Origin of the sequence: Enterobacter sp. BIDMC93 (assembly GCF_001037805.1) — a bacterium.
Lineage (GTDB): Bacteria > Pseudomonadota > Gammaproteobacteria > Enterobacterales > Enterobacteriaceae > Enterobacter > Enterobacter hormaechei_C.
Genome location: NZ_KQ089962.1, coordinates 2,587,651 through 2,611,793, shown reverse-complemented (window position 1 = coordinate 2,611,793; position 24,143 = coordinate 2,587,651). Strand labels below are relative to the sequence as shown.

Here is a 24,143-nt window from a genome sequence, read left to right as displayed (position 1 = left end):
AAATCGGCCGCCTCAGCCCTTCACGCCGCCGGCGGTCAAACCACTTTTAATGAAACGTTCAGACAGGGCATACATAATGACGACCGGAAGTGCCGTTACCAGCGATGCAGCCATCATGCGACCCCAGATGTAATCTGGCGTACTGAAGAGCGTGTTCAGCCCGACCGGCAACGTGAAGTTGCTGGCGCTGGACAGGAAAATGGAGGCGAACAGATAGTCATTCCACGCCACCATGAAGCAGTAGACAAAGACCGACACCAGACCCGAGATCGCCAGCGGCACGGTGATGCGGAAGATGATTTGCAGGCGGTTCAGGCCGTCCATCATCGCGGCTTCTTCGATTTCGTCCGGGATGGTGTCGAAATAGCTGCGCAGCATAAAGATCGCGGTAGGCAACGTCTGCGTCACCATGGTGATGATCAGCGCCAGTTCGGTGTCATAAATGCCGAGCGCGGTGATGATTTTGAACAGCGGCACCACCAGCAGGATCCCGGAGAACATATAGACGGTGTAGAAGCTCGCATTGATCGTCGTGCGCCCTTTAAAGCGCAGTTTGGATAACGCATACGCGCCCAGCGTGCCGAGAAACACCGCAATGACCGAGGAGGTCAGCGACACCACCATGCTGTTACGAAAGTAATCCACAAACGGGAAAATCAGCGGGTTAAAGATGTCGATGTAGTGCTGTAGCGTCCACTCCTGCGGCAGAATGGTCGGGTGCAGCGAGATCGACTCTTTCGCGCTTTTGAACGACGTCATCAACATCACAAAAAATGGAAACAGCGTGATAATCAGAAATAGCGCCAGTCCCAGATAAAAACCGATACGGCCCAGAACGCGTTTATTTGTTGCCATTGAGGTTTACCCTTTTTCTGGTCAGCAGAATGACAGCGAAGATGATCACAAACAGCACAACGGAAATGGCGGCTGCTTTACCCAGGTCATTGAACGCAAAGGCGGTTTTGTAGAGATATACGCCCAGAATGTCGACCTTGGTGGTGAGCAGATACACATCCGCAAACATGTAGAACATCCAGATGGTTCGCAGCGTGACCACCGTGGCCAGCACCGGCATGATGGCGGGCAACGTCACGATACGAAAACGCTGCCAGGCATTTGCTCCGTCCATCTCTGCCGCTTCGTACAATGATTTATCAATGGTCTGCAAAATCGCGAGGAACGAGATAAAGGCGTACGGGAAGTAACGCCAGATGGCGAACAGCACAACCAGCACAAAACTGCTGCCAGGATTATCGAACCACAGCGGCGCCTGATCGTAGAGATGCAGCAGATCAACGCCCAGATAGTTCACAATCCCGTAGCCGTTGTTGAACATGTATTTCCAGGCAAATACCAGTGAAATAGACGGCGTCACGTAGGACAGAATCACCAGTGAACGTGCCGTTTTCCGCATGCGGAATTCACGGTTAAAGAAGATCGCTACGGCCAGTCCCAGCCCGGTGCTGCCGAGCACGACCAGCGCCGTATACCAGAACGTCATCCACAGGGAGTGCCAGAACGCAGCATCGCCCAGAATGCGAATGTAGTTATCCAGGCCGACGAACACCGCATCAATACGCGGGTTCAGCGGTAAACGTAAAAAACTGATTTCAATGTTGGAAATCATTGGCCAGGCCACCAGGCCCCCCAGCAAAATCAGGCTGGGGGCCAACAGCAGCATGGCGAAAGGCATATCTGAACGACCAGAAAACAACGTCTTCATAATTCCCTTCGCAAAGCGCTCCTATCGTTGTGATATCAGGTCAGTCAGTTTCTTCTGGCTGTTGCTTAACGTCGCATTGAGATCTTTTCGTCCCACCGTCACGTTATGCACCATGGAACTGATAATGCCGGACCCGGTAACATCTCCCATGCGGGTAAAGTTTTTGTCGCCTACGGCGCCAAATACCTGGACGTTCGGGAACTGCGCAATCAGCTCGTAAGGCAGCTGACCAAAGGCTTTGATCACGTCGTTGTTTTTCCAGCTCTCAGTGCCCACCACGAGTTTGTTCACCGGCAGCGCCGCGCCAGGGGACATCATCACCCAGTCAGACGCGTTTTGAGCCTGCTCCATCCAGGTCACAAATTTTTCTGCCGCCTGCGTTTCCTCTTCGGTCTGGCCGGTCGTGATCGTCAACGAGGTGATCATGCCGTACACGGCTGATGATTTTTCCGTCGGGACCACGAACCCCAGGTTGGCCGGATTGCCATCTTTGTAGACCGCGGGCAGGATATAGGTGGAGTAAACGGCCATCGGCGCAGAACCGTTCATGAAGGCGTCTTTGATCTCCATGACATCATTCGATCCCGGCATGGTGTTCGCAGCCAGTGCCCGATAAAACGCCAGCGCTTTCGACATTTCAGGGGTATCGATTTTCACGTTGCCGTTTGCATCAAAGACGTTGGCTCCGCCTGACAACGCAAACTGCGAGAAGGCCTGCTCCGTCATGACGCTTTCTGCGGTTGGAAGCGCGATACCGTAATGTTTTTTCGCCGGATCGTTGAGCACCTGACTGGCTTTCAGCAGTTGCTCCCAATTGTGCGGTTCATCGATTCCCGCTGCCGCGAGCGCGTCTTTGTGATACCAGACGCCGGACAGCCAGGCGCTAACCGGCACCCCCGTCCATGCCTTGCCGTCTTCAGTGCGAACAACGCGTAAAATGCCGTCGTAAAAGGTATCTTCACCGACGGCTTTAATCGCGTTGCCGATCGCGTCACGGTCCAGCAGTTGCTCTTTATCCATGACTTTGGCGTAGTCATGGCTGACTTCAATCACTTCCGGTAGCGCGCCAGTACGGGCCAACGTAATGACCTTGGTGTTATAGGCATCTTCCTCAACGGGTACCTGTTTCACCGTAATAGTCGGGTTCTCTTTCTCGAATTTTTCGATCAGTTTCGTAATAACCGCCTGACGCTCCTGTTCTACCGACGAGTGCATAAACTCAATGGTGACCTGAGATGCTTTATCGTCCTTACAGCCTGATAACAGGGCGCACGAAACCAGTGCTGATAACAGCACAATTTTGGGCATTTTCATTTTAGGGTCCTTTTTAGTTTTCTTTAATCCACATTACCTGCCATGGATTGAGGGTCAGTTCCGTACCGCTAATATTTTGTCCTGAGAGTAATTCCGTACCAAAGAGCGTTTGTCCATAAACGGTCTGCATTTTATTGCTAAAATTAAATAATGCTGTCATTCGCTCGCCATTTTCAGCAACACGAACAATTTTAAGAATATGTTCACCGATTGCGTCAAAAATAGCCTGACTATCCGGATGGAACGCACGCTCGCCGCGACGAATAGCAATAAGCTCACTCAAACGAGAATAAATCTGATAACGTATACTCTTATTATTATTAAGCTCCCGATCAACCTGACCTGCGGTGTATTTCTTCCTGTTTATCGCGCGATTATATCCGAGACGTTCGACACCTTCATAATCGTTACGCGAACCAAGAATGCTTTGAATATATACAGCCGGTACGCCAGGAAAACTTAACAACACAGCATGCGCCAGGATGAACCGCGCAATGCGCTCATCATCTGAGCTGTCTCGCAAACTCAACGCATCAAGATAGGTGACATTAATTTCATAGGGGCTTCGCGTTCCGTCAGGATTATTTTTCCAGTTGACCAGCGCGCCTTCCTGCTGAAGCTTATCGACCAGCGAGAGGATCTCTGATTCCGGAAGGATGCCGCGTAACGGGTTCAAACCGATACCATCATGCGAGGCCAGGAAATTAAACCAGGTGGTATGAGTTGAAGGCAGCGTCAGTGACCCCGCCCACTGGCACAGGGCTTTAACATCCTGACGATGAACGGCGTGCAGCACCAGCGGCGGTAAGGAAAACTGATAGACCATCTGGGCTTCATTTTCACCATCACCGAAGTAAGAGATATTGTCTTTGTGGGGAACATTTGTCTCAGTGATGATCACCGTTCCAGGCGCCACGGCGTCCGTAATGGCGCGGAACAGCTGGATAAGGCAATGGGTTTGTTCCAGATGGATACAGGTAGTTCCCGGGATCTTCCACATAAACCCGACCGCATCCAGACGGATATAACGCGCCCCTTCCATGAGGTAATGGAGCAGAACGTCAACCATGGCAATCAGCACCTGCGGCGAGGCGAAATTGAGATCGATCTGGTCATCGCTGAATGTGGTCCACAGATGACGAACGCTGCCATCATGAAGCGTGAACGGCGTCAGCAGCGGTAATGCGCGTGGACGCGTCACCGCCGATAAATCGGTTTCGGGATCGACAGAAATAAAGAAATCTTCGTAGCCCGGCTTCTGCGCCAGATAATTAGCAAACCATTCGCTTTTCGCTGACATATGGTTGCAAACAAAGTCAAACATTAAGCTGGCAGACTGTTTTAATTCCGCGACATCTCGCCAGGTTCCGGTTTCAGGTGCAACCTCGTGATAATCAATAACGGAAAATCCATCATCCGAAGACCACGGATAAAACGGTAACAGATGGACATGGGAAAACGTGCGAGAAAGCCATTCATTATAGAACCGGGTAAATACCGGCAACGCTTTCTCCCCTTTCGCAGAGAACTGATCGGCATAGGTAATCAGCACAACGTCTTTTTCATCCCAGCCTGACTTACGCTTTTCAGTAATATTAACCGCCGCTTTTTCAAGCTTAGTTAATAACACGTTAAGGTGTGCATCTGAAAATGATTCACCGTAAATATGATTGATAAGTTTTTTAATTTTTGCGTTCACATTATTTTCCATGGTAGCGGTCCCACGGAGTGGCAATCTACTCCCATGAAAAATATCTGTCAACGGACCCGGGGGCAGAAAGCAGCAATCTCAGCGCAGCGCAACGCATTATTGTGAGCTGCCGCAAAGAAAGCAGAAAAGCAGAAGAAACGCAGAAGGGAAAGTCATGCCCCTTCTCTGGGCGAGAAAGGGCTTATGCGGGAGGAACTAGCGTGACAGGTAGCGCCGGGAAACGCGTTTTGCCAGCTTCTGTAACAGCGGCTCCAGAGCGACCGCCAGCATCATTCTGACCGGCTTGCGGGCAACAGACTTGATCGCCCAACCCGCCACACCGGCCGGGCCATAACGTAACGCCGTCATCAGAACCAGTTTACCTGCGATTTTCAGGCCGGGTTTTACCTTCTGACCGGCCTGTTGCCAGTTTTGTTTCATGTAAGTTCTCTCTTAAAGCTGACGAAAGCGACTTCTCAGCGTAAAGGTATCGGAGGTGACATAACGTTCCATCTCGCGCAATCGCTTCTCCCCTGCACTCAGCTGTTCATCCACCGCGTTCAGGAGATCGCTGCTGGTTGGCGTGTTCTCCGCATCCAGCTCACCTTCCGGCATAGGATCGAGCACAAACGACAGAATGATGTAGGCCACCAGGGTAATAAAGGCCAGGCCGAAGAAAATCGACAATACCGTGACCACACGCACCAGTTTTACCGGGACATCCAGATAGTGCGCTAGCCCGGCGCAAACGCCCCGAACCATGCCCTGCTGTGGGATCCGCCACAGTTTTTTATTCAGATTCAGTCCAGCCATTACCGTTCCCTCCAGTTCGGGTGTTCCGCATCCAGGATGGCTTCCAGCGCCTGAATACGTTCGCGCATTTTATTTGCCTCGGCAGAGAGCTGCGCCAGCCGCTGTTGTTCACTCTGCGACAGCTCCCCGCGTGAAGAGCGGTTGCTGTAGTGCAGCCATAACCAGATGGGCAGAACAAACAGCACGAAAATGGTCAGGGGTATAGCCAGAAAAAGCGCGCTCATGTGTACTCCTTGTCTTACGATGCGGCACGCTCAGGTGCCGCAGGAATTATTATTGGTTGTCTTGTTTCATTTTGGCTTTCAGCGCAGCCAGTTGCTCGCTAATTTCATCATCGGCCTTCAGGTCAGCAAACTGCTGATCGAGGGTTTTCTGTTTACCGATGCTGTGGCTTTCGGCTTCCGCTTCCATGTGGTCGATACGGCGTTCAAACGATTCGAAACGCGCCATCGCTTCATCCAGTTTGCCGCTGTCCAGCTGGCGACGCACGTCGCGGGATGAGCTTGCAGCCTGGTGGCGCAGCGCCAGCGCCTGTTGACGCGCCCGGGTTTCGCTGAGTTTGTTTTCAAGCTCACCAATCTCTTTCTTCATACGCGTCAGAGTATCATCCACCAGCGTCACTTCATGCTCCAGCGTGGCAACCATGTCGGTCAGCTTCTGCTTCTCAATCAGCGCAGCGCGGGCCAGATCTTCTTTATCTTTACGCAGCGCCAGTTCCGCTTTTTCCTGCCATTCGTTAAGCTGGGCAGTCGCCTGCTCGATACGACGTGTTAACTGCTTTTTCTCTGCCAGCGCGCGGGCGGAGGTGGAGCGTACTTCAACCAGCGTGTCTTCCATCTCCTGAATCATCAGGCGCACCAGCTTCTGCGGATCTTCCGCTTTCTCCAGCAGCGAGTTGATGTTGGCGTTCACGATGTCGGCAAAACGAGAAAAAATACCCATAATTCAATCCTCATAGTTCTGTTATCGGGCGATGCCCTGCTGAATAGTTAATACAAATCCCATGCCAACTTTTTATCTTATTGATTTTACTGAGTGTGATTGATATTTATCCAGCCGGCAGCTATTCTCACCTGGTGAATATCACTAAGGAGTGGTTAATTTCATCATGGCTGAATATAAAGATAATTTGCTTGGCGAAGCTAACAGCTTCCTGGAAGTGCTTGAACAGGTATCGCGCCTCGCGCCGCTGAATAAACCGGTGCTGATTATCGGTGAGCGCGGAACGGGTAAAGAACTTATCGCTAACCGCCTGCACTTTCTGTCTGGCCGCTGGGACGGCCCTTTTATTTCGCTTAACTGCGCGGCGCTGAATGAAAACCTGCTCGACACCGAGCTGTTTGGTCATGAAGCTGGCGCCTTCACCGGCGCACAAAAACGCCATCCCGGACGCTTTGAGCGCGCCGATGGCGGAACGCTCTTTCTCGACGAGCTGGCGACCGCGCCGATGCTGGTGCAGGAAAAGCTGCTGCGCGTCATTGAGTACGGTGAACTGGAACGCGTTGGCGGCAGTCAGCCGCTCCAGGTCAACGTTCGCCTGGTGTGCGCCACCAACGCCGACCTGCCCGCGATGGTGGCTGAGGACAAATTCCGCGCCGACCTGCTGGACAGGCTGGCTTTCGATGTTGTACAGCTGCCGCCGCTGCGGGAGCGGCGCAGCGATATCATGCTGCTGGCCGATCAATTTGCCATTCAGATGTGCCGGGAACTGGGTCTGCCTCTCTTTCCGGGCTTCAGCGAACGGGCCACCGGGACCCTGCTCGGTTACCACTGGCCGGGCAATATTCGTGAACTGAAAAACGTGGTGGAACGGTCCGTTTACCGGCATGGCAGCAGCGAGACCGAACTGGACAACATTATTCTCGATCCTTTTCGGCGCGAGGAGAAACAGCTCCCTGCTCCGGCGACGCGCCAGCAGGCTCCGGCGTTGCCGCTCGATTTACGCCAGTTCCAGCATCAGCAGGAGCAACAGCTGCTTGAGCAGAGCCTGAAAGAGGCGAAATATAATCAGAAACGGGCAGCTGAACTGCTGGGCCTGACCTACCATCAGTTAAGGGCATTGCTCAAAAAACATCAAATGCGCTGACATTATCAGCACTTACCCCCAGACATTTTTACGAAGCAGGCGTAAGTGCGATACACTTTGCAGATCGAATCTAAAAACCTTAAAAACTATGCGCCTGGTTTTATCGTCCCTGTTTGCACTCGGTTTGTTCAGCAATCTGGCCTTTGCTGCGCCCGATCGCGCTGTGCCTCCTGATATCCGTGATAGTGGTTTCGTCTACTGCGTCAGCGGTCAAGTTGATATTTTTAATCCGCAAAAAGCGGGGAGTGGCCTGATTGTCGATACGCTGGCCGCACAGCTCTACGATCGCCTGCTCGACGTCGATCCTTATACCTATCGGCTGGTTCCGGAGCTTGCTGAAAGTTGGGAAGTGCTTGATAACGGCGCCACATACCGCTTTCGTCTACGCGATGATGTCGCATTTCAGCACACCCCGTGGTTTACCCCAACCCGTAAGCTCAACGCGGATGACGTGGTTTTCACCTTCCAGCGCATATTCAACCGCAATCATCCGTGGCATAACGTTAATGGCGGGAACTTCCCCTATTTCGACAGTCTGCAATTCGCGGACTCGGTCAAAAGCGTTCGCAAACTGGATAACCGTACGGTTGAGTTTCGTCTGAATCGCCCGGATGCCTCCTTCCTCTGGCATCTGGCGACGCACTACGCCTCGGTCATGTCAGCCGAATACGCGGATCAGCTGACGAAAAAGGATCGTCAGGAACGTCTCGATCGTGAGCCTGTAGGCACCGGTCCGTTCCAGTTAGCAGAGTACCGCGCCGGACAATACATTCGCCTGCAACGCCACGATCGTTTCTGGCGCGGCAAGCCGCTGATGCCGCAGGTTATTGTTGATCTGGGTTCAGGTGGAACAGGCCGACTCTCCAAACTGCTGACCGGCGAGTGCGACGTGCTTGCCTGGCCTGCGGCCAGCCAGTTGACCATTTTGCGCGACGACCCACGCCTGCGCCTGACCCTGCGCCCGGGCATGAACATCGCTTATCTGGCGTTTAACACCGATAAGCCGCCGCTGAATAATCCGGCCGTGCGCCATGCGCTGGCGTTAGCGATCAACAACCAGCGTCTGATGCAGTCGATTTACTACGGTACCGCGGAAACCGCCGCCTCTATTCTTCCGCGCGCCTCCTGGGCCTATGACGGCGAGGCGAAGATTACGGAATATAATCCGGCGAAAGCGCGCGAACAGCTTAAAGCGCTGGGGGCAGAAAACCTGACGCTACAGCTGTGGGTGCCCACCAGCTCTCAGGCGTGGAACCCCAGCCCGCTAAAAACGGCGGAGCTGTTGCAGGCTGATATGGCGCAGGTGGGCGTTAAGGTGATCATCGTGCCTGTCGAAGGCCGTTTCCAGGAGGCGCGTCTGATGGACATGAATCACGACTTAACGCTGGCTGGCTGGTCCACCGACAGTAACGACCCGGACAGCTTCTTCCGTCCGCTGCTGAGCTGTGCGGCAATCAACTCCCAGACCAACTACGCCCACTGGTGTAACCGGGAATTTGATGCCGTGCTGCAAAAAGCGCTGGCGTCTCAACAGCTTGCCTCACGCATTGAGGCCTACGATGAAGCGCAAAATATTCTGGCCAGAGAACTTCCCGTGTTGCCGCTTGCCTCTTCCCTGCGCCTCCAGGCCTACCGTTACGATATTAAAGGGCTGGTACTCAGCCCGTTTGGTAACGCCTCCTTCGCGGGCGTGACCCGTGAGAAAGAACAAGAGGTGAAGAAACCATGATTATATTTACCTTGCGTCGGCTGCTGTTACTGCTGGTCACCCTGTTCTTCCTGACCTTTGTCGGCTTTAGCCTGAGCTACTTTACGCCGCACGCCCCGCTTCAGGGCTCATCTCTCTGGGACGCCTGGCTGTTCTGGTTTAATGGCCTGCTGCACTGGGATTTTGGCGTGTCCAGCATCAACGGACAGCTCATCTCCGAACAGCTGAAAGTGGTTTTCCCGGCCACCATGGAGCTGTGTATACTCGCCTTTGGCTTTGCCCTCATGGTGGGGATCCCGGTGGGAATGCTGGCGGGAATTTATCGTAATAAATGGCAGGATAAATTTATTAGTGCGCTTGCCTTAATTGGCTTTTCCATCCCTGTTTTCTGGCTGGCGCTGCTGCTTACCCTCTTCTTCTCACTGACGTTAGGCTGGCTGCCGGTATCTGGCCGTTTTGACCTGCTGTATAACGTGCAAACGGTGAGCGGCTTCGCCATCGTTGACGCCTGGCTTTCTGATTCAGTCTGGCGCGACGAAATGATCGTGAGCGCGCTGCGCCACATGGTGCTGCCGGTGCTTACGCTGGCCGTCGCGCCGACGACCGAAGTGATCCGCCTGATGCGCATCAGCACTATCGACGTCTTCGATCAAAACTATGTGAAAGCCGCCGCCACGCGCGGACTGTCTCGCCTGACGATTTTACGTCGCCATGTGCTGCACAATGCGTTGCCCCCCGTAATCCCACGTCTTGGGCTGCAATTCTCAACCATGCTGACGCTGGCAATGATCACCGAGATGGTTTTCAGCTGGCCGGGCCTTGGGCGCTGGATGATCAACGCCATTCGCCAGCAGGATTACGCGGCGATCTCCGCCGGCGTGATGGTGATTGGCTCGCTGGTCATTATTGTTAACGTTATTTCCGATATTTTGGGTGCCATGGCCAACCCATTGAAGCATAAGGAATGGTATGCCTTACGATAACGTCTACAGCGAAAAGCGCACGCCCGGTGCGCTACGTACCGTGTGGCGTAATTTTTACGGCGACACCACGGCGATGATCGGCTTTTACGGCTGCATTGGCCTCGTGTTGCTGTGCGTTTTGGGTTCGTGGTTTGCGCCGTATGGCATCGATCAGCAGTTCCTTGGCTATCAGCTTTTACCGCCGTCGTGGTCGCGCTACGGGGAGGTTTCGTTCTTCCTGGGGACTGACGATCTCGGACGCGACGTGCTAAGTCGTTTGCTGAGCGGCGCCGCACCTACGGTAGGCGGCGCGTTCGTGGTCACCCTGGCTGCCGCGATCTGCGGCCTGGCGCTGGGCATTTTTGCCGGCTCAACCCACGGGCTGCGGTCGGCCGTGCTTAACCATATTCTTGATACCCTGCTCTCTATTCCTTCGCTGCTGCTGGCGATTATCGTCGTGGCCTTCGCGGGGCCGCACCTCACCCATGCGATGTTCGCCGTCTGGCTGGCCATTCTGCCGCGCATGGTGCGCTCGGTTTACAGCCTGGTTCACGACGAGCTGGAGAAAGAGTATGTCGTTGCCGCCCGCCTGGATGGCGCCACCACGTTTAATATTTTGTGGTTTGCCGTGCTGCCTAACATTGCCGCCGGGCTGGTGACGGAGATCACCCGCGCCCTGTCGATGGCGATTCTGGATATCGCAGCGCTGGGCTTCCTGGACCTGGGCGCGCAGCTCCCCTCCCCGGAATGGGGCGCTATGCTTGGCGATGCGCTGGAGCTGATTTACGTTGCGCCGTGGACGGTCATGCTGCCGGGCGCGGCCATCATGGTGAGCGTGCTGCTCGTTAACCTGCTGGGCGACGGGATCCGCCGCGCAATCAATGCGGGGGTGCAATAATGCCGTTACTCGATATCCGCAACCTCACGATCGAAATTAAAACGGGCGAAGGCTGGGTCAAGGCCGTGGATCGCATCAGTATTACGCTCGCAGAGGGCGAAATCCGCGGGCTGGTGGGCGAATCGGGTTCGGGGAAAAGTCTGATCGCCAAGGCCATTTGCGGCGTGGCGAAGGACAACTGGCGGGTGACCGCCGATCGTATGCGCTTCGACGACATCGATCTGTTGCGTCTCTCCCCGCGCGAACGCCGTAAACTGGTGGGCCATAACGTCTCGATGATTTTCCAGGAGCCGCAATCCTGTCTCGATCCGTCCGAGCGCGTCGGGAAACAGCTGATGCAGAACATCCCCGGGTGGACCTATAAAGGCCGCTGGTGGCAGCGTTTCGGCTGGCGTAAACGCCGTGCCATTGAGCTGTTGCACCGTGTCGGGATCAAAGACCATAAAGACGCGATGCGCAGTTTCCCCTACGAACTGACCGACGGTGAATGCCAGAAAGTGATGATTGCCATCGCCCTGGCGAATCAGCCGCGTCTGCTGATTGCGGACGAACCAACGAACGCGATGGAGCCAACCACCCAGGCCCAGATTTTCCGCCTGCTCACGCGTCTGAACCAGAATAACAACACCACCATTTTGTTGATCAGCCACGACCTGCAAATGCTGAGCAAGTGGGCGGATAAAATTGACGTAATGTATTGCGGCCAGACGGTAGAAACCGCGCCAAGCGAAGACCTGGTGACGACGCCGCATCATCCCTACACGCAGGCGCTGATCAGGGCGATCCCGGACTTTGGCAGCGCGATGCCGCACAAAAGCCGTCTGAATACGCTGCCTGGCGCGATACCGCTGCTGGAATCGCTGCCCATTGGCTGCCGTCTGGGTCCGCGTTGCCCGTATGCTCAGCGCAAATGCATCGAAACACCGCGCCTGACAGGGCCGAAAAATCATCTGTTTGCCTGTCATTTCCCGCTGAACATGGAGAGAGAGTGAAATGGTCGAAACCTTACTGGAAGTACGTAACCTGAGTAAGACCTTTCGCTATCGCACCGGCCTGTTTCACCGTCAGACCGTCGAGGCTGTTAAACCGCTGAGCTTTACGCTGCGCGAAAAGCAGACGCTGGCGATTATCGGTGAAAACGGCTCGGGCAAATCGACCCTGGCAAAAATGCTCGCGGGTATGGTCGAGCCGAGCGGCGGTGAAATACTGATTGACGATCATCCTCTGGAATTTGGGGACTACTCTTTTCGCAGTCAGCGCATCCGGATGATTTTTCAGGATCCGTCGACGTCCCTGAACCCGCGTCAGCGTATTTCCCAGATCCTGGATTTCCCGCTGCGGTTGAATACCGACCTGGAGCCGGAAGCGCGTCGCAAACGGATTGTCGAAACCCTGCGTCTGGTAGGCCTCCTGCCCGACCATGTCAGCTATTACCCGCACATGCTGGCCCCGGGCCAAAAACAGCGTCTCGGTCTGGCCCGCGCGCTGATCCTGCGCCCGAAGGTCATCATCGCCGACGAAGCGCTGGCGTCGCTGGATATGTCGATGCGTTCGCAGCTCATTAACCTGATGCTGGAGTTACAGGAAAAGCAGGGGATCTCGTATATTTACGTGACTCAGCATCTGGGCATGATGAAGCACATAAGCGACCAGGTGCTGGTGATGCACCAGGGAGAAGTTGTCGAGCGCGGCAGTACCGCTGACGTACTGGCCTCCCCGCTCCATGACCTGACGAAACGCCTGATTGCCGGACACTTTGGTGAAGCGTTGACGGCGGACGCGTGGCGTAAAGATCGTTAGCCGCTGCGTAACCCGCTTGCCAGCAGAGTAAACACCTCTATGGCATGCGGGAGAGTCTTCTGCGGTTCATCACTCGCGGCAATCAGCAGAGCCGCATTCAGAGCAGCGCCATTCAGCAGATGGGCTGCGACTCTGGCATCCATCTTTTTGATTACGTTGCACTCCATCATTTTTTCGATGGTCTGACGGGTCGACTCAAGGCAGCTGTTCTGGCTGGGCCATTGCGCCGGGTCGCCCAGAACAGCCGGACCGTCAAGAAGGACGATACGCTGAACTTCAGGAACGAGCGCCATTTTGATATAGGCGATGCCCTCCGCCAGCAGTCGCTCCCAGTCATCTTCGGCGGCGGCGGCAATCGCTTTTGCGTTTGCTGCCATTTCGCTGTCTATCTGCGCGACCACCGCCGCCAGTAATCCCTTCTTATCGTTGAAATTATGATATAGCGCGCCGCGTGTTAACCCCACGCTTGCCGTGAGTTCATCCATTGACGCTGCGGCATAGCCTTTTTCAGCAAACGCCTTCCGCGCCGCCTGAATCATTTTCTCGCGATTTTCCTGGGCCGTTTCAGCGCGACGTTTTGTAGCCATGGGACTTCCTTAATTAAGCGATAACTATAATTTGACATACGCGACGTATGTGAATTACATTTTTCACATACATCGCGTATGTTACTTCTACCGCGTAAGCACAACAATACCTCTGACAGAAAAGGAAAAGCCATGCCTTCACGTGATCCCGTCTTCCCGGCTAACCGACATGCCCTCTATGAAGAGCATGGCTATTCAGCTGCAATCCGCTCTGGCGATCTGTTATTTGTTTCCGGTCAGGTTGGCAGCCGCAGCGATGGCACACCTGAACCCGACTTTCCCGCTCAGGTGCAGCTGGCGTTCGATAATTTACGGGCGATCCTGGCAGCCGCGGGATGTACTTTTGACGATCTGATTGATGTCACGACGTTTCATACCGATCCTGAAAACCAGTTCCCCGTTATCATGGAGGCGAAAAAACTGGCATTTCCCCACGCTCCTTACCCAAACTGGACAGCAATAGGCGTTAACTGGCTTGCGGGTTTTGATTTCGAAATTAAGGTTATCGCCAGGATCCCTACGCCCGCGAATTAACATCTGGCAGCAAACTGATTTACCGTTAAACTATCACTGACGCACAAATGAAAGACAGCATCAGTAACTATATTCTCTCCTGGGTAGAAGAAAATAACTTTACTATTTTACACATTGATGATTTGGTTGCAGATATTGGATACAGCAGAAGAACCATCGAAACATGGTTTAAAGAGAAGTATCGGCTCTCTCTAGGTGAGTATATTCTCCGACGGAGGTTAAGCCGTGCCGCTATTCTGTTGAGAATGACGTCGATTCCGGTGACGGATATTGCGTATTTATTCCATTACCAGAGCAGCCAGGGATTCTCCAGAGCCTTTAAAAAAATGATGGGGCTGACACCCTCTGAGTACAGATGTGCCAGAGGGTGGAATTTTGACATCTTACAGCCCTCTTTTTTATTAAGCGAACTGGAAACGCCTGAGCTCGAGGTCTGCTTTCTAGATGAAACGTTTGTCTATACGCATGAAATTATCGAGCACGATCATCTTTTTGATACCTCGGTGCATGATATTACTAAAAAAATCAAAAAGCTCCTGACAGAAAACCGCCATGATATCGATAAAATTATTCTGATGCCCCGCCGCCCCGAGTTAGGCAAAAGCCGATCGTATCTGGTCGAGGTATTAATATCGTACGCTTTACAAAGCGACACGGCGACAAATAAAAAATCCCGCGTTGTGCGTGGGAGATACGCAAGAATGCCCTTTAGCGGTAGCTGGGAAATCTACAGCGCGTTTAACAAGATTGGCTTCGTTAAGGCGATGGTAAATAAACGCCTGACGTTGCGCGACGGTATTTACCTGATGAAAATTAATGCGTACAGCGATGAGCGTGTCGATTTTGATGTTTTCATCCCCATCCTGTAACCTCAGCTGCATTCCGCCTGTCTGGTAACGATTCTGTTTTTACCGTTGTGCTTAGCCTCATACAAAGCCTCGTCCACGTCACGCATAATATCATTGCTGTTGACGTTATTCTGAATGGCTGAGCACACGCCGATACTTAATGTGACCTTTACAGGGAGAGCATAATGGTAGCCCGGCCCGGTGCGCTGTTGAACGTTCTGGCGAATACGTTCCGCGACGGCAATAGCCTGCCTACTGTCCGTATCCGGCAGCAGAAGACCAAATTCCTCGCCTCCCAGTCGGGCAAAGATGTCGTTATCGCGAATGCTGTCTTTGATAATATCCACGACCGCCAGAATCACGCGATCCCCCACAAGATGGCCCCAGTTATCGTTAATCGACTTAAAGTTGTCGATGTCCAGCATCATGATGCTGGCCCCCTTTTCTGTCCTGAGCGAGCGGATCCGCGGAAGTGCCTCGTAAAAATATTTACGGTTGTAGATCTGAGTAAGCGGATCGCGATCAACCCGATCGCCGAAAATTTTCAACAGGTTAAAGACATGGAACATTAAGGTACAAATCACAAATAATTTACTGAGGACCTCTACTGCCCGGCTGATATACCAGAGCGACAGATTGTAGGTATCAAGCAGTAAGAGGAAAAAATTGTAAACGATGGCGGAAAGGCAGACCACAATAATACTGTTCCAGATCCCGGACGCCAGGCGTGTCACTGAAATCATATAACAAAGTAAAGCCGACCAGAGCAGGATCAGAACGTTTACGTACCTGATATCCCAGACAGTATGATGATGTTCATCTTCGTATGCTGCAATCGTTAATGTCCAGGCCGGATGGTAGCTGCTGAGATAATGGGCCAGCATCGGAAACATAACCAGTGACATCATTAATGCTAACGTCATGCTGATCTTATTTCGGAATCTGAGCGTAGATCGTATCGTGATTTTCTCCATACGGACCGCCAGCGCCAGTAATACGATAAAGCTCAGCTGCCGGAAAAAATAGAATACCGCCGTATCGTTGGTTTTTGCCGCCTGGGTAAAACCAGCATGCTCCGGAAGCTGAATAACAATGATCGTCTCAATAAAATAAACCAGCCCACTAAGAAATGCCAGGCTCAGAATGAATAATGAAAAACGCGTTCGGTCGGAGGCATACAGCATCTGGATAAAAATAAAGATAATGGTATCCAGAAAGAACAGCGCAATCATGACGATCAAATAGGTGGTCATAGGCACCCTGAAACCAGGATTATCATTCACGCAAAAGGAATTCACCGCGATCATAAGCGCAAAAAGCACCGTACCTGACAGCATGATCAGTTTTTCGGCCAACGTAATATTTTTCATCTTCCTTCTTACCGCACACAGATAAAGACGCAAAATGGCATAGCCGTTATCAACCCTCGCGCAATTTTAAAGCGTTTAAAGGGCTAAACGGATCATTTTGCGCAAAAGGCGCTGGACACATCAGCATGAGGGCGGCGTCACGGTGCCCGCTGGTTGGATGAGGCGAACCCCGCGTGCGGTGATATACTGCTGAAATACACACGAAACAGCCTGATGAAGAGCCAGTTCAACCTCTTCCGTGAGCCCATTCACGGCGCAGGAGCGAGAAATATCGTGACACATGGGGCTGTGAGTGGGCTATAATTTCGAGCTAATTTCGAATGATTTTGAAATACTGCCTGTAACGCTATGAATTACAAGGCAAAATAAGCAATGAATATAAGGATTAAAGCTATGGGTTTTCTTTCCGGTAAGCGCATTCTGGTGACTGGCGTTGCCAGCAAACTGTCCATCGCATACGGCATCGCACAGGCAATGCATCGCGAAGGCGCTGAGCTGGCGTTCACCTACCAGAACGACAAGCTGAAAGGCCGTGTTGAAGAATTTGCCGCGCAGCTGGGTTCCAGCATTGTTCTGGAATGTGACGTTGCACAAGACGAAAGCATTGATGGCATGTTTGCTGAACTGGCAAAAGCATGGCCGAAATTCGACGGTTTTGTTCACTCCATCGGCTTCGCTCCTGGCGACCAGCTGGACGGCGACTACGTGAACGCGGTTACCCGTGATGGCTTCAAAATCGCCCACGACATCAGCTCCTACAGCTTCGTTGCAATGGCAAAATCCTGCCGCGCGATGCTGAACCCGGGCGCAGCCCTGCTGACTCTGTCCTACCTCGGCGCAGAACGTGCTATCCCTAACTACAACGTTATGGGTCTGGCGAAAGCGTCTCTGGAAGCCAACGTGCGCTACATGGCGAACGCGATGGGTCCTGAAGGCGTGCGTGTTAACGCTATTTCTGCGGGTCCAATCCGTACCCTGGCCGCTTCCGGTATCAAAGATTTCCGTAAAATGCTGGCACACTGCGAAGCGGTTACCCCGATTCGTCGTACCGTTACCATCGAAGATGTGGGTAACTCTGCGGCATTCCTGTGCTCTGACCTTTCCGCGGGCATCTCCGGCGAAGTGGTTCACGTTGACGGCGGCTTCAACATCGCTGCAATGAACGAGCTGGAAATCAAATAAGCTTGTCACTCTCTTCCCGCCAGGGAAGAGAGTTTCCTCCCGCCCCGCCCCTCGTTATTCCGTTCAGCTATTTGTTATCACCTAACAATATTTTTCCCCTCATCCGCCTTACGCCAGGATATTGATCGCCATTTTGAGATCAAGGAACGCCCATGGAACAACGCCGTTTTTCCGGCAAAGGCCACTGGTATCATGAAACCCAGTCGAATCATTCGCAGACGGACGTTCTGCCGCTGGTGCCCGAAGCCGCTAACGTCGACGACCGTTTTTTGCTCGATCTAGCCCTGCCCGATGACATTCTCGCAAGCTGTGCTTGTTGGCTTACGCCTGCCCGAACCCTCTGTCATCTTTTGTTCCCGCTTGATACTCCCGTGAACCGTCTGCATACGCTCAGCGCCTACGACAGGCTGAGCACGGCATTAACGGTTGCCCAGGCGTGTGGCGTTCAGCGGCTCTGTAACCACTACGCTGCTCTGCTCGCCCCTCTTCCGGGGCCGGACTCCTCCCGGGAAAGCAATCGACGCCTTGCAGAAATTACCCAGTATGCCCGCCAGTTAGCCAGCTCACCCGATGTCATCGATGATAAAGCCCAAAACCAGCTTGATGAGGTTGGACTCACAACGTATGACATTGTGCTCATCAACCAGATCATCGGCTTTGTCGGTTTTCAGGCGCGAGTGGTCGCGGTATTTCAGGCATTGCTTGGCCATCCGGTACGCTGGCTGCCCGGGCATCACATTCAGCCCCATACGCTGCCGGTCAGCTTCAGCAGATGGACCGCCACCCTACCCGCGGTTGAGCTAAAATATGCCAGTGCGCTTCAGCTTGAGGCGCTCTCACGCTGGCAGGCGGAACCGGCGCTTGAAGCGCTTACTCCTGTGCTGTGTCATGAGCCGATGCTGCTTGATCTGACGGGCGAAATTCTGCTTAACCATCCGCGAAGTGAAGGCCCCGCGTCTTCGATGCTCTCAGCCGCTCGTGCGCTGCTTGTCGCCTCTCCGGATCGCTTTAGCGCCGCCCAGTTAACGCCCCTGACCGGGTCAGGTCTCTCGCCAGAGAAGGCCATCAACCTGCTTACCCGAGATGCATTTTATGGCTGGCTGGACCGTCTGCGCGTGGCGCTCGGCAAAGAGGAATAACCATACTCTTTACCTAAAGAGCGCTTGCTGTAGCAGTGAGATTCGCGTAAAACTGTCAGCCGCTCAATGGCTACGAAAATAGAACATTATGTTTCAGGACAACCCGCTGCTAGCGCAGCTTAAACAGCAACTGCATTCCCAGACGCCGCGTGCAGAAGGGGTCGTAAAAGCCACGGAAAAGGGCTTTGGCTTTCTTGAAGTTGACGGGCAGAAGAGCTACTTCATTCCGCCTCCTCAGATGAAGAAAGTGATGCATGGCGACCGCATTTCGGCCGTTATTCATACCGAAAAGGAACGAGAGTCTGCCGAGCCGGAAGCACTGATCGAACCTTTCCTGACCCGCTTTGTCGGGAAAGTGCATAAAAAAGACGATCGTCTTTCTGTCGTGCCGGACCATCCTCTCCTGAAAGATGCTATTCCGTGCCGCGCCGCGCGTGGCGTTGAGCATGATTTTGTTGAGGGTGACTGGGCGGTTGCTGAGATGCGCCGTCATCCTTTAAAAGGCGATCGCGGTTTTTACGCCGAGCTTACCCAATACATTACCTTCGGCGACGACCATTTCGTCCCATGGTGGGTGACGCTGGCGCGCCACAATCTCGAAAAAGAAGCGCCTGAGGGCGTGGCGACTGAAATGCAGGACGAAGGTCTGGAACGTCGCGATCTGACGGCGCTGGACTTTGTCACCATTGACAGCGCCAGCACCGAAGATATGGACGATGCGCTGTATGCCGAAGAGACAGCCGATGGCAAACTGCATCTGACCGTCGCCATCGCCGACCCTACCGCATGGATTGTCGAAGGCAGCAAGCTGGACGAGATGGCCAAAGTGCGCTCGTTCACCAACTACCTGCCGGGCTTTAACATTCCGATGCTGCCGCGTGAACTTTCCGACGATCTTTGCTCGCTGCGTGCGCATGAAGTGCGTCCGGTGCTGGCCTGTCGGATGACCATTGCGGCTGACGGTACCATTGAAGAAGATATTGAATTCTTCGCCGCCACCATCGAATCCAAAGCCAAGCTGGCCTATGACGACGTGTCCGACTGGCTGGAGAACACGGGCAGCTGGAAACCCGAGTCCGACAACATTGCCGCACAAATTCGTCTGCTGCACCGCGTCTGCCTGAGCCGCAGCGAATGGCGTCAAACTCACGCGCTGGTCTTCAAAGATCGTCCGGACTACCGTTTTGTGCTGGGTGAAAAAGGTGAAGTGCTGAATATCGTCGCTGAGCCGCGCCGTATTGCCAACCGCATCGTTGAAGAAGCGATGATATCCGCCAACATTTGTGCCGCCCGCGTGCTGCGCGACAAATTAGGCTTTGGCATTTACAACGTGCACACCGGGTTTGATCCGGCGAACACCGAAGCGCTGGCTGCCCTGCTGAAAACCCATGACGTACACGTCGATCCTGAGGAAGTGCTGACCCTGCAAGGTTTCTGCAAACTGCGCCGCGAGCTGGACGCGCAGCCTTCAGGGTTCCTTGACAGCCGTATTCGCCGCTTCCAGTCCTTTGCGGAAATCAGCACCGAGCCAGGCCCGCACTTCGGCCTTGGCCTTGAGGCTTACGCGACCTGGACCTCCCCGATCCGTAAGTACGGCGATATGGTTAACCATCGTCTGCTGAAAGCGATCATCAAAGGGGAATCTGTTGCCCGCCCACAGGATGATACGACGTTGCAGATGGCAGAACGTCGCCGTCTCAACCGTATGGCGGAGCGTGATGTCGGCGACTGGTTATACGCGCGCTTCCTGAATGATAAGGCAGGGACTGACACCCGTTTCCCGGCTGAAATCATTGACATCAGCCGCGGCGGTATGCGCGTTCGTCTGGTGGATAATGGCGCCGTTGCCTTTATTCCTGCCCCGTTCCTGCATGCCGTTCGCGACGAACTGGTTTGTAGCCAGGAAAACGGGACCGTGCAAATTAAAGGCGAAACGGTTTACAAGGTCACTGACGTGATTGATGTCACCATCGCTGAAGTGCGCATGGAAACCCGCAGTATTATCGCGCGCCCTGTCGCCTGATAACCGCGTAAACTTCCGGCCGTTCCGTTAAGGGGTGGCCGGGAGTTCTCTTCTGTATTATCTCCCGCAAAATCATCGTTTTTTCTCACACTTTTCTGTTTCCCATCGCCACATTTCGCCAGAATTATCTACAGTAAAAGAGAGCCGTCATTGTCGACTGCAAATGAATAATTTGTGCGCTACTCAGCAGCCGCGGGAGAAAACGTGATGGACGATCTGGAGCAGAATTTGCTGTTTCGTTACATGGGTACGCATAGCCCCTGGTGGCGACTGACAGCAGACAGCAATGCTCTGCATCTTGCTGCCAGTGAAAGCGCTGACATCATTCAGGTGGTGGCGCTGGATGATGAGCAGGCCGCGCTGATCCGCCAGCTCACCGTGATAACCTCCAGCATTGCCATGACCCTGCCCTTGTACGGTGTGGACGTTCCCGTTCATCTTGTCGGCCGTAAAATTAACAAAAATGAGTGGGCAGGAACGGCATCAGCCTGGAACGATACTCCTTCCGTGGCGCGGGACCTGGCGCAGGGGCTCTCCTTCGCCGAACAGGTAGTGTCCGAGGCTAACTCCGTGATTGTGATCCTCGACCAGAACGGGAATATTCAGCGCTTCAACCGTTTAAGTGAAGAATATACGGGCCTGAAGGAACAGGAAGTTATCGGGCAAAACGTGTTCAAACTGTTTATGAGCCGTAGCGAAGCCGCGGCCTCCAAACGCAACATCACCGGTTTTTTTCGTAACGGCAGCTCGTACGAAGTTGAACGCTGGATCAAGACCCGCAAAGGGCAGCGCCTGTTTCTCTTCAGAAATAAATTTGTTCACAGCGGCAGCGGGAAAAATGAAATCTTCCTCATCTGTTCAGGTACCGATATAACCGAAGAGCGTCGGGCCCAGGAGCGCCTGCGCGTACTCGCCAATACGGATACGATTACCGGTTTGCCTAACCGAAACGCCATCCATGAGCTGATCTCTGATGCCATCACCGCTCGGGGTGACACCCAGGTAGGCGTGGTTTATCTCGATCTGGATAACTTTAAAAAAGTGAACGATGCCTATGGGCATATGTTTGGCGACCAGCTGCTACAGGCCGTTGCGCTGGCGATCCTGAGCTGCCTGGACGAAGGACAAACCCTGGCGCGCCTGGGTGGGGATGAGTTTATCGTGCTGGCCACCGATACCTCGCAGGGCGCGCTGGAAGCCATGGCATCGCGCATACTGACCCGACTTCGTCAGCCTTTCCGCATCGGGCTGATAGAGGTTTACACCGGCTGCTCGCTGGGCATCGCGCTTGCGCCCCAGCACGGTAACGATCGCGAAAGCGTCATTCGTAATGCCGACACCGCCATGTACACCGCCAAAGAAAATGGCCGGGGCAAATTCTGCGTCTTCTCGCCAGAGATGAACCAGCGCGTATTTGAATACCTGTGGCTGGATACCAACCTGCGTAAAGCGCTGGATAACGATCAGCTGTTAATCCACTACCAACCCAAAATAACCTGGCGCGGCGAAGTCAGAAGTCTGGAGGCGCTGGTGCGCTGGCAGTCGCCAGAGCGTGGCCTGATCCCGCCGATGGAATTTATCTCCTATGCTGAGGAGTCAGGGCTGATTGTGCCCCTGGGCCGCTGGGTTATGCTTGATGTGGTGCGCCAGGTGGCGAAATGGCGCGACAAGGGGATCAACCTTCGCGTCGCGGTCAACGTCTCCGCCCGTCAGCTGGCGGACCAGACCATCTTCAGCGACCTGAAGCAGGCGCTGAAAGACCTGAGTTTTGAATACTGCCCGATTGACGTGGAATTGACCGAAAGCTGTCTCATTGAAAATGAAGAGCTGGCCCTGTCAGTGATCCAGCAGTTTAGCCGCCTGGGAGCGCAAATTCACCTGGATGACTTTGGTACGGGGTACTCTTCCCTGTCGCAGCTGGCGCGCTTCCCTATCGATGCCATTAAGCTTGACCAGGCTTTCGTGCGGGACATCCATAAGCAGTCCATTTCACAGTCGCTGGTGCGTGCGATAGTCGCCGTGGCGCAGGCGTTAAATTTGCAGGTCATTGCTGAAGGGGTGGAAAGTGCAAAAGAAGACGCCTTTCTGACGAAGAATGGCGTCAACGAACGGCAGGGTTATCTTTTTGCTAAGCCCATGCCCGCTGCCGCATTCGAGCGATGGCTAAAGCGCTATCAGGCCAGAAATGTCCGTTAGCTGGCTTTGCGTAAGCCCGTCGCCTGATGGCGATTTTGCAGCATAACCAGCCGCTCCATGTAGGCGATATCCTTCGGTTCAAGGCAGAAGGCGGCATCAACCCAATCCTCGGTAATGTCCATCAGCTCGCTTCGCGGAAGTGGCAGCACGCGCGTACGCGCACGCAGCATGGCCCTTACGCCGTTGAGCTTCGGCTGTAGCGTGTCGATAAACGTCCGCACCGAAACATAGCTCTGTAACGGCTCGAATAAGAGATCCACAAGACCATGCTGCTCATACCATTCCGCCGTATGCGTCTCACCTTTGTAGATCAGCGCCTCCGCCATTTTCATGCCGGCACGACGCGCCACCAGTGAATAGCCGCCCATGCCCGGGAACAGATTGAACGCGATTTCCGGAAAGCCTAATCGGGCATCGCGCTGGGCCAGAATGAAATGATGCGCCAGCGCGGCTTCAAACCCGCCCCCTAACGCGCTTCCTTCCACCATAGCCAGCGTGACAGCTCCGGTATCAAACCCTCGCGAGGCGGCATGAACGCAGTCCACACAGGCCCGGGCATAGGCGCGTAACGCTTCGCGTCGGTTGTTTTTGATGCACTCAACGAAGAACTGTAAATCACCGCCGGTATTGTAGATGTCGGGGACCAGCGATCCGGTGACCCAAAAATCAACGACAAATCCGGACTGTCGAACCAGCCAGGAGAGATTCATGATCTCCTCGATCAGCGCATGATTGAAGCAAGGCCGTGGCGTGGCACGTAACATCATCCACACCGTACGCCGTTCGGCCTCATAATAAGCCGCCAGTTGAGTGAATCGTTCAGCATCAGTAAACAATGTGCAGGTTGTCTGGTTGATAACTGTCATAGTCGAATTCCTCTTATAAAAAAGCGCGTTGCGCGCAGTTTTAGACTAATCCACCCCTACAACCCGCAGCATACGGGGGCCAAATTTATCACTTTCATTTATGAACTTTGGTTATTGCATTTTTTACCTTCTCTTTTGAATCAATTTTCTGCATCATTGATAATATTAACTTTTCGCTTCAGGGTGAGCTTATGTCTAACATTGATGCAACAGCCGTGGCACAGCGTATTGATACTGTGCTGGATATTCTTGTCGCAGGCGATTATCACTCTGCTATCCGTAACCTTGAAATCCTCAAGTCTGAACTGCTGGCTGAGAACGGCGCTGATAACGCTCCAGAATCCACTCAACCTAAAGCCCCGTGGGAAGTGTAGCCACGTCGTTTCCGCCCTTGCCTTTTAAAT

24 protein-coding genes are annotated in these 24,143 nt (G+C 53.7%); 13 read left to right on the top strand and 11 right to left on the bottom strand.

The window, feature by feature from the left end:
• Window positions 1–12: 12 nt before the first annotated feature.
• From SK58_RS12275 to pspA, 8 genes are all read right to left on the bottom strand, one after another.
• Window positions 13–855: a carbohydrate ABC transporter permease gene (locus tag SK58_RS12275; protein ID WP_045334996.1), complete on the bottom strand. Its 843-nt coding sequence runs from the start codon at window positions 853–855 to the stop codon at window positions 13–15.
• Window positions 842–1,723, bottom strand: a complete 882-nt coding sequence (locus SK58_RS12270; RefSeq protein WP_003856862.1) for a carbohydrate ABC transporter permease — start codon at window positions 1,721–1,723, stop codon at window positions 842–844. Before SK58_RS12270 ends, SK58_RS12275 begins: the two co-directional genes overlap by 14 nt.
• A gap of 21 nt (window positions 1,724–1,744) precedes the next feature.
• Window positions 1,745–3,037 (bottom strand): ABC transporter substrate-binding protein, encoded by a 1,293-nt coding sequence (locus SK58_RS12265; RefSeq protein ID WP_048219959.1) that lies wholly within the window; start codon window positions 3,035–3,037, stop codon window positions 1,745–1,747.
• Window positions 3,038–3,050: 13 nt separating this feature from the next.
• A complete protein-coding gene (locus tag SK58_RS12260) occupies window positions 3,051–4,748 on the bottom strand; it encodes a sugar phosphorylase (protein WP_048219956.1) in 1,698 nt (565 codons plus the stop codon).
• 195 nt (window positions 4,749–4,943) lie between these two features.
• Window positions 4,944–5,168 carry a phage shock protein PspD gene (pspD, locus tag SK58_RS12255; protein ID WP_003856857.1) on the bottom strand — a complete coding sequence of 75 codons (225 nt, stop codon included), beginning with the start codon at window positions 5,166–5,168 and terminating at the stop codon, window positions 4,944–4,946.
• 12 nt (window positions 5,169–5,180) lie between these two features.
• Window positions 5,181–5,540 (bottom strand): envelope stress response membrane protein PspC, encoded by a 360-nt coding sequence (gene pspC / locus SK58_RS12250; RefSeq protein WP_006810819.1) that lies wholly within the window; start codon window positions 5,538–5,540, stop codon window positions 5,181–5,183.
• Entirely contained in the window at window positions 5,540–5,764 is a 225-nt protein-coding gene (pspB, locus tag SK58_RS12245) for an envelope stress response membrane protein PspB (RefSeq protein WP_003856853.1), read from the bottom strand. Before pspB ends, pspC begins: the two co-directional genes overlap by 1 nt.
• Before the next feature lie 49 nt (window positions 5,765–5,813).
• Complete coding sequence (gene pspA / locus SK58_RS12240) at window positions 5,814–6,482, bottom strand: phage shock protein PspA (protein ID WP_022651342.1); 669 nt, start codon at window positions 6,480–6,482, stop codon at window positions 5,814–5,816.
• Window positions 6,483–6,633: 151 nt separating this feature from the next.
• Here pspA and pspF point away from each other — a divergent pair, with 151 nt between their 5' ends.
• The 6 genes from pspF to sapF all read left to right on the top strand — a co-directional run bounded on the left by pspF (window position 6,634) and on the right by sapF (window position 12,994).
• Window positions 6,634–7,626 (top strand): phage shock protein operon transcriptional activator, encoded by a 993-nt coding sequence (gene pspF, locus SK58_RS12235; protein ID WP_165602362.1) that lies wholly within the window; start codon window positions 6,634–6,636, stop codon window positions 7,624–7,626.
• Between the two features lie 88 nt (window positions 7,627–7,714).
• Entirely contained in the window at window positions 7,715–9,355 is a 1,641-nt protein-coding gene (gene sapA / locus SK58_RS12230; RefSeq protein ID WP_017383082.1) for an ABC transporter substrate-binding protein SapA, read from the top strand.
• Window positions 9,352–10,317, top strand: a complete 966-nt coding sequence (sapB, locus tag SK58_RS12225; RefSeq protein WP_017383081.1) for a putrescine export ABC transporter permease SapB — start codon at window positions 9,352–9,354, stop codon at window positions 10,315–10,317. The genes sapA and sapB overlap by 4 nt, the downstream gene beginning before the upstream one ends.
• A complete protein-coding gene (gene sapC, locus SK58_RS12220) occupies window positions 10,304–11,194 on the top strand; it encodes a putrescine export ABC transporter permease SapC (protein WP_003856843.1) in 891 nt (296 codons plus the stop codon). Before sapB ends, sapC begins: the two co-directional genes overlap by 14 nt.
• Complete coding sequence (gene sapD, locus SK58_RS12215; RefSeq protein ID WP_003856840.1) at window positions 11,194–12,186, top strand: putrescine export ABC transporter ATP-binding protein SapD; 993 nt, start codon at window positions 11,194–11,196, stop codon at window positions 12,184–12,186. The genes sapC and sapD overlap by 1 nt, the downstream gene beginning before the upstream one ends.
• 1 nt (window position 12,187) lies before the next feature.
• Window positions 12,188–12,994, top strand: coding sequence for a putrescine export ABC transporter ATP-binding protein SapF (gene sapF / locus SK58_RS12210; RefSeq protein ID WP_003856838.1), 807 nt, complete (start codon window positions 12,188–12,190; stop codon window positions 12,992–12,994).
• Here sapF and SK58_RS12205 read toward each other — a convergent pair.
• Entirely contained in the window at window positions 12,991–13,581 is a 591-nt protein-coding gene (locus SK58_RS12205; protein WP_015570397.1) for a TetR/AcrR family transcriptional regulator, read from the bottom strand. The two genes, sapF and SK58_RS12205, sit on opposite strands and share 4 nt — an antisense overlap.
• A 132-nt stretch (window positions 13,582–13,713) precedes the next feature.
• On the opposite strand from SK58_RS12205, the gene SK58_RS12200 reads away from it, so the two are divergent.
• Both SK58_RS12200 and SK58_RS12195 read left to right on the top strand, forming a co-directional pair.
• Window positions 13,714–14,115 (top strand): RidA family protein, encoded by a 402-nt coding sequence (locus tag SK58_RS12200; RefSeq protein WP_023303828.1) that lies wholly within the window; start codon window positions 13,714–13,716, stop codon window positions 14,113–14,115.
• Between the two features lie 47 nt (window positions 14,116–14,162).
• Complete coding sequence (locus SK58_RS12195) at window positions 14,163–14,984, top strand: helix-turn-helix transcriptional regulator (RefSeq protein ID WP_048219954.1); 822 nt, start codon at window positions 14,163–14,165, stop codon at window positions 14,982–14,984.
• A gap of 2 nt (window positions 14,985–14,986) precedes the next feature.
• On the opposite strand, the gene SK58_RS12190 is transcribed toward SK58_RS12195, so the two are convergent.
• Window positions 14,987–16,333, bottom strand: coding sequence for a sensor domain-containing diguanylate cyclase (locus tag SK58_RS12190; protein WP_048219952.1), 1,347 nt, complete (start codon window positions 16,331–16,333; stop codon window positions 14,987–14,989).
• 393 nt (window positions 16,334–16,726) lie between these two features.
• Here SK58_RS12190 and fabI point away from each other — a divergent pair, with 393 nt between their 5' ends.
• From fabI to pdeR, 4 genes are all read left to right on the top strand, one after another.
• Window positions 16,727–17,515, top strand: coding sequence for an enoyl-ACP reductase FabI (gene fabI, locus SK58_RS12185; RefSeq protein ID WP_003856831.1), 789 nt, complete (start codon window positions 16,727–16,729; stop codon window positions 17,513–17,515).
• Window positions 17,516–17,667: 152 nt separating this feature from the next.
• Window positions 17,668–18,654, top strand: coding sequence for a CMD domain-containing protein (locus SK58_RS12180; RefSeq protein WP_045338120.1), 987 nt, complete (start codon window positions 17,668–17,670; stop codon window positions 18,652–18,654).
• A gap of 88 nt (window positions 18,655–18,742) precedes the next feature.
• Window positions 18,743–20,677, top strand: a complete 1,935-nt coding sequence (locus SK58_RS12175) for an exoribonuclease II (protein ID WP_017384207.1) — start codon at window positions 18,743–18,745, stop codon at window positions 20,675–20,677.
• Window positions 20,678–20,881: 204 nt separating this feature from the next.
• Window positions 20,882–22,873, top strand: coding sequence for a cyclic di-GMP phosphodiesterase (pdeR, locus tag SK58_RS12170; RefSeq protein ID WP_032103394.1), 1,992 nt, complete (start codon window positions 20,882–20,884; stop codon window positions 22,871–22,873).
• On the opposite strand, the gene SK58_RS12165 is transcribed toward pdeR, so the two are convergent.
• Window positions 22,870–23,739, bottom strand: a complete 870-nt coding sequence (locus SK58_RS12165; protein ID WP_003856826.1) for a crotonase/enoyl-CoA hydratase family protein — start codon at window positions 23,737–23,739, stop codon at window positions 22,870–22,872. The two genes, pdeR and SK58_RS12165, sit on opposite strands and share 4 nt — an antisense overlap.
• A 191-nt stretch (window positions 23,740–23,930) precedes the next feature.
• Between SK58_RS12165 and SK58_RS12160 the strand changes: the two genes are divergently transcribed.
• On the top strand, window positions 23,931–24,113 hold the full coding sequence (locus tag SK58_RS12160) for a YciZ family protein (protein ID WP_003856825.1): 183 nt from the start codon (window positions 23,931–23,933) through the stop codon (window positions 24,111–24,113).
• Window positions 24,114–24,143 lie beyond the last annotated feature (30 nt).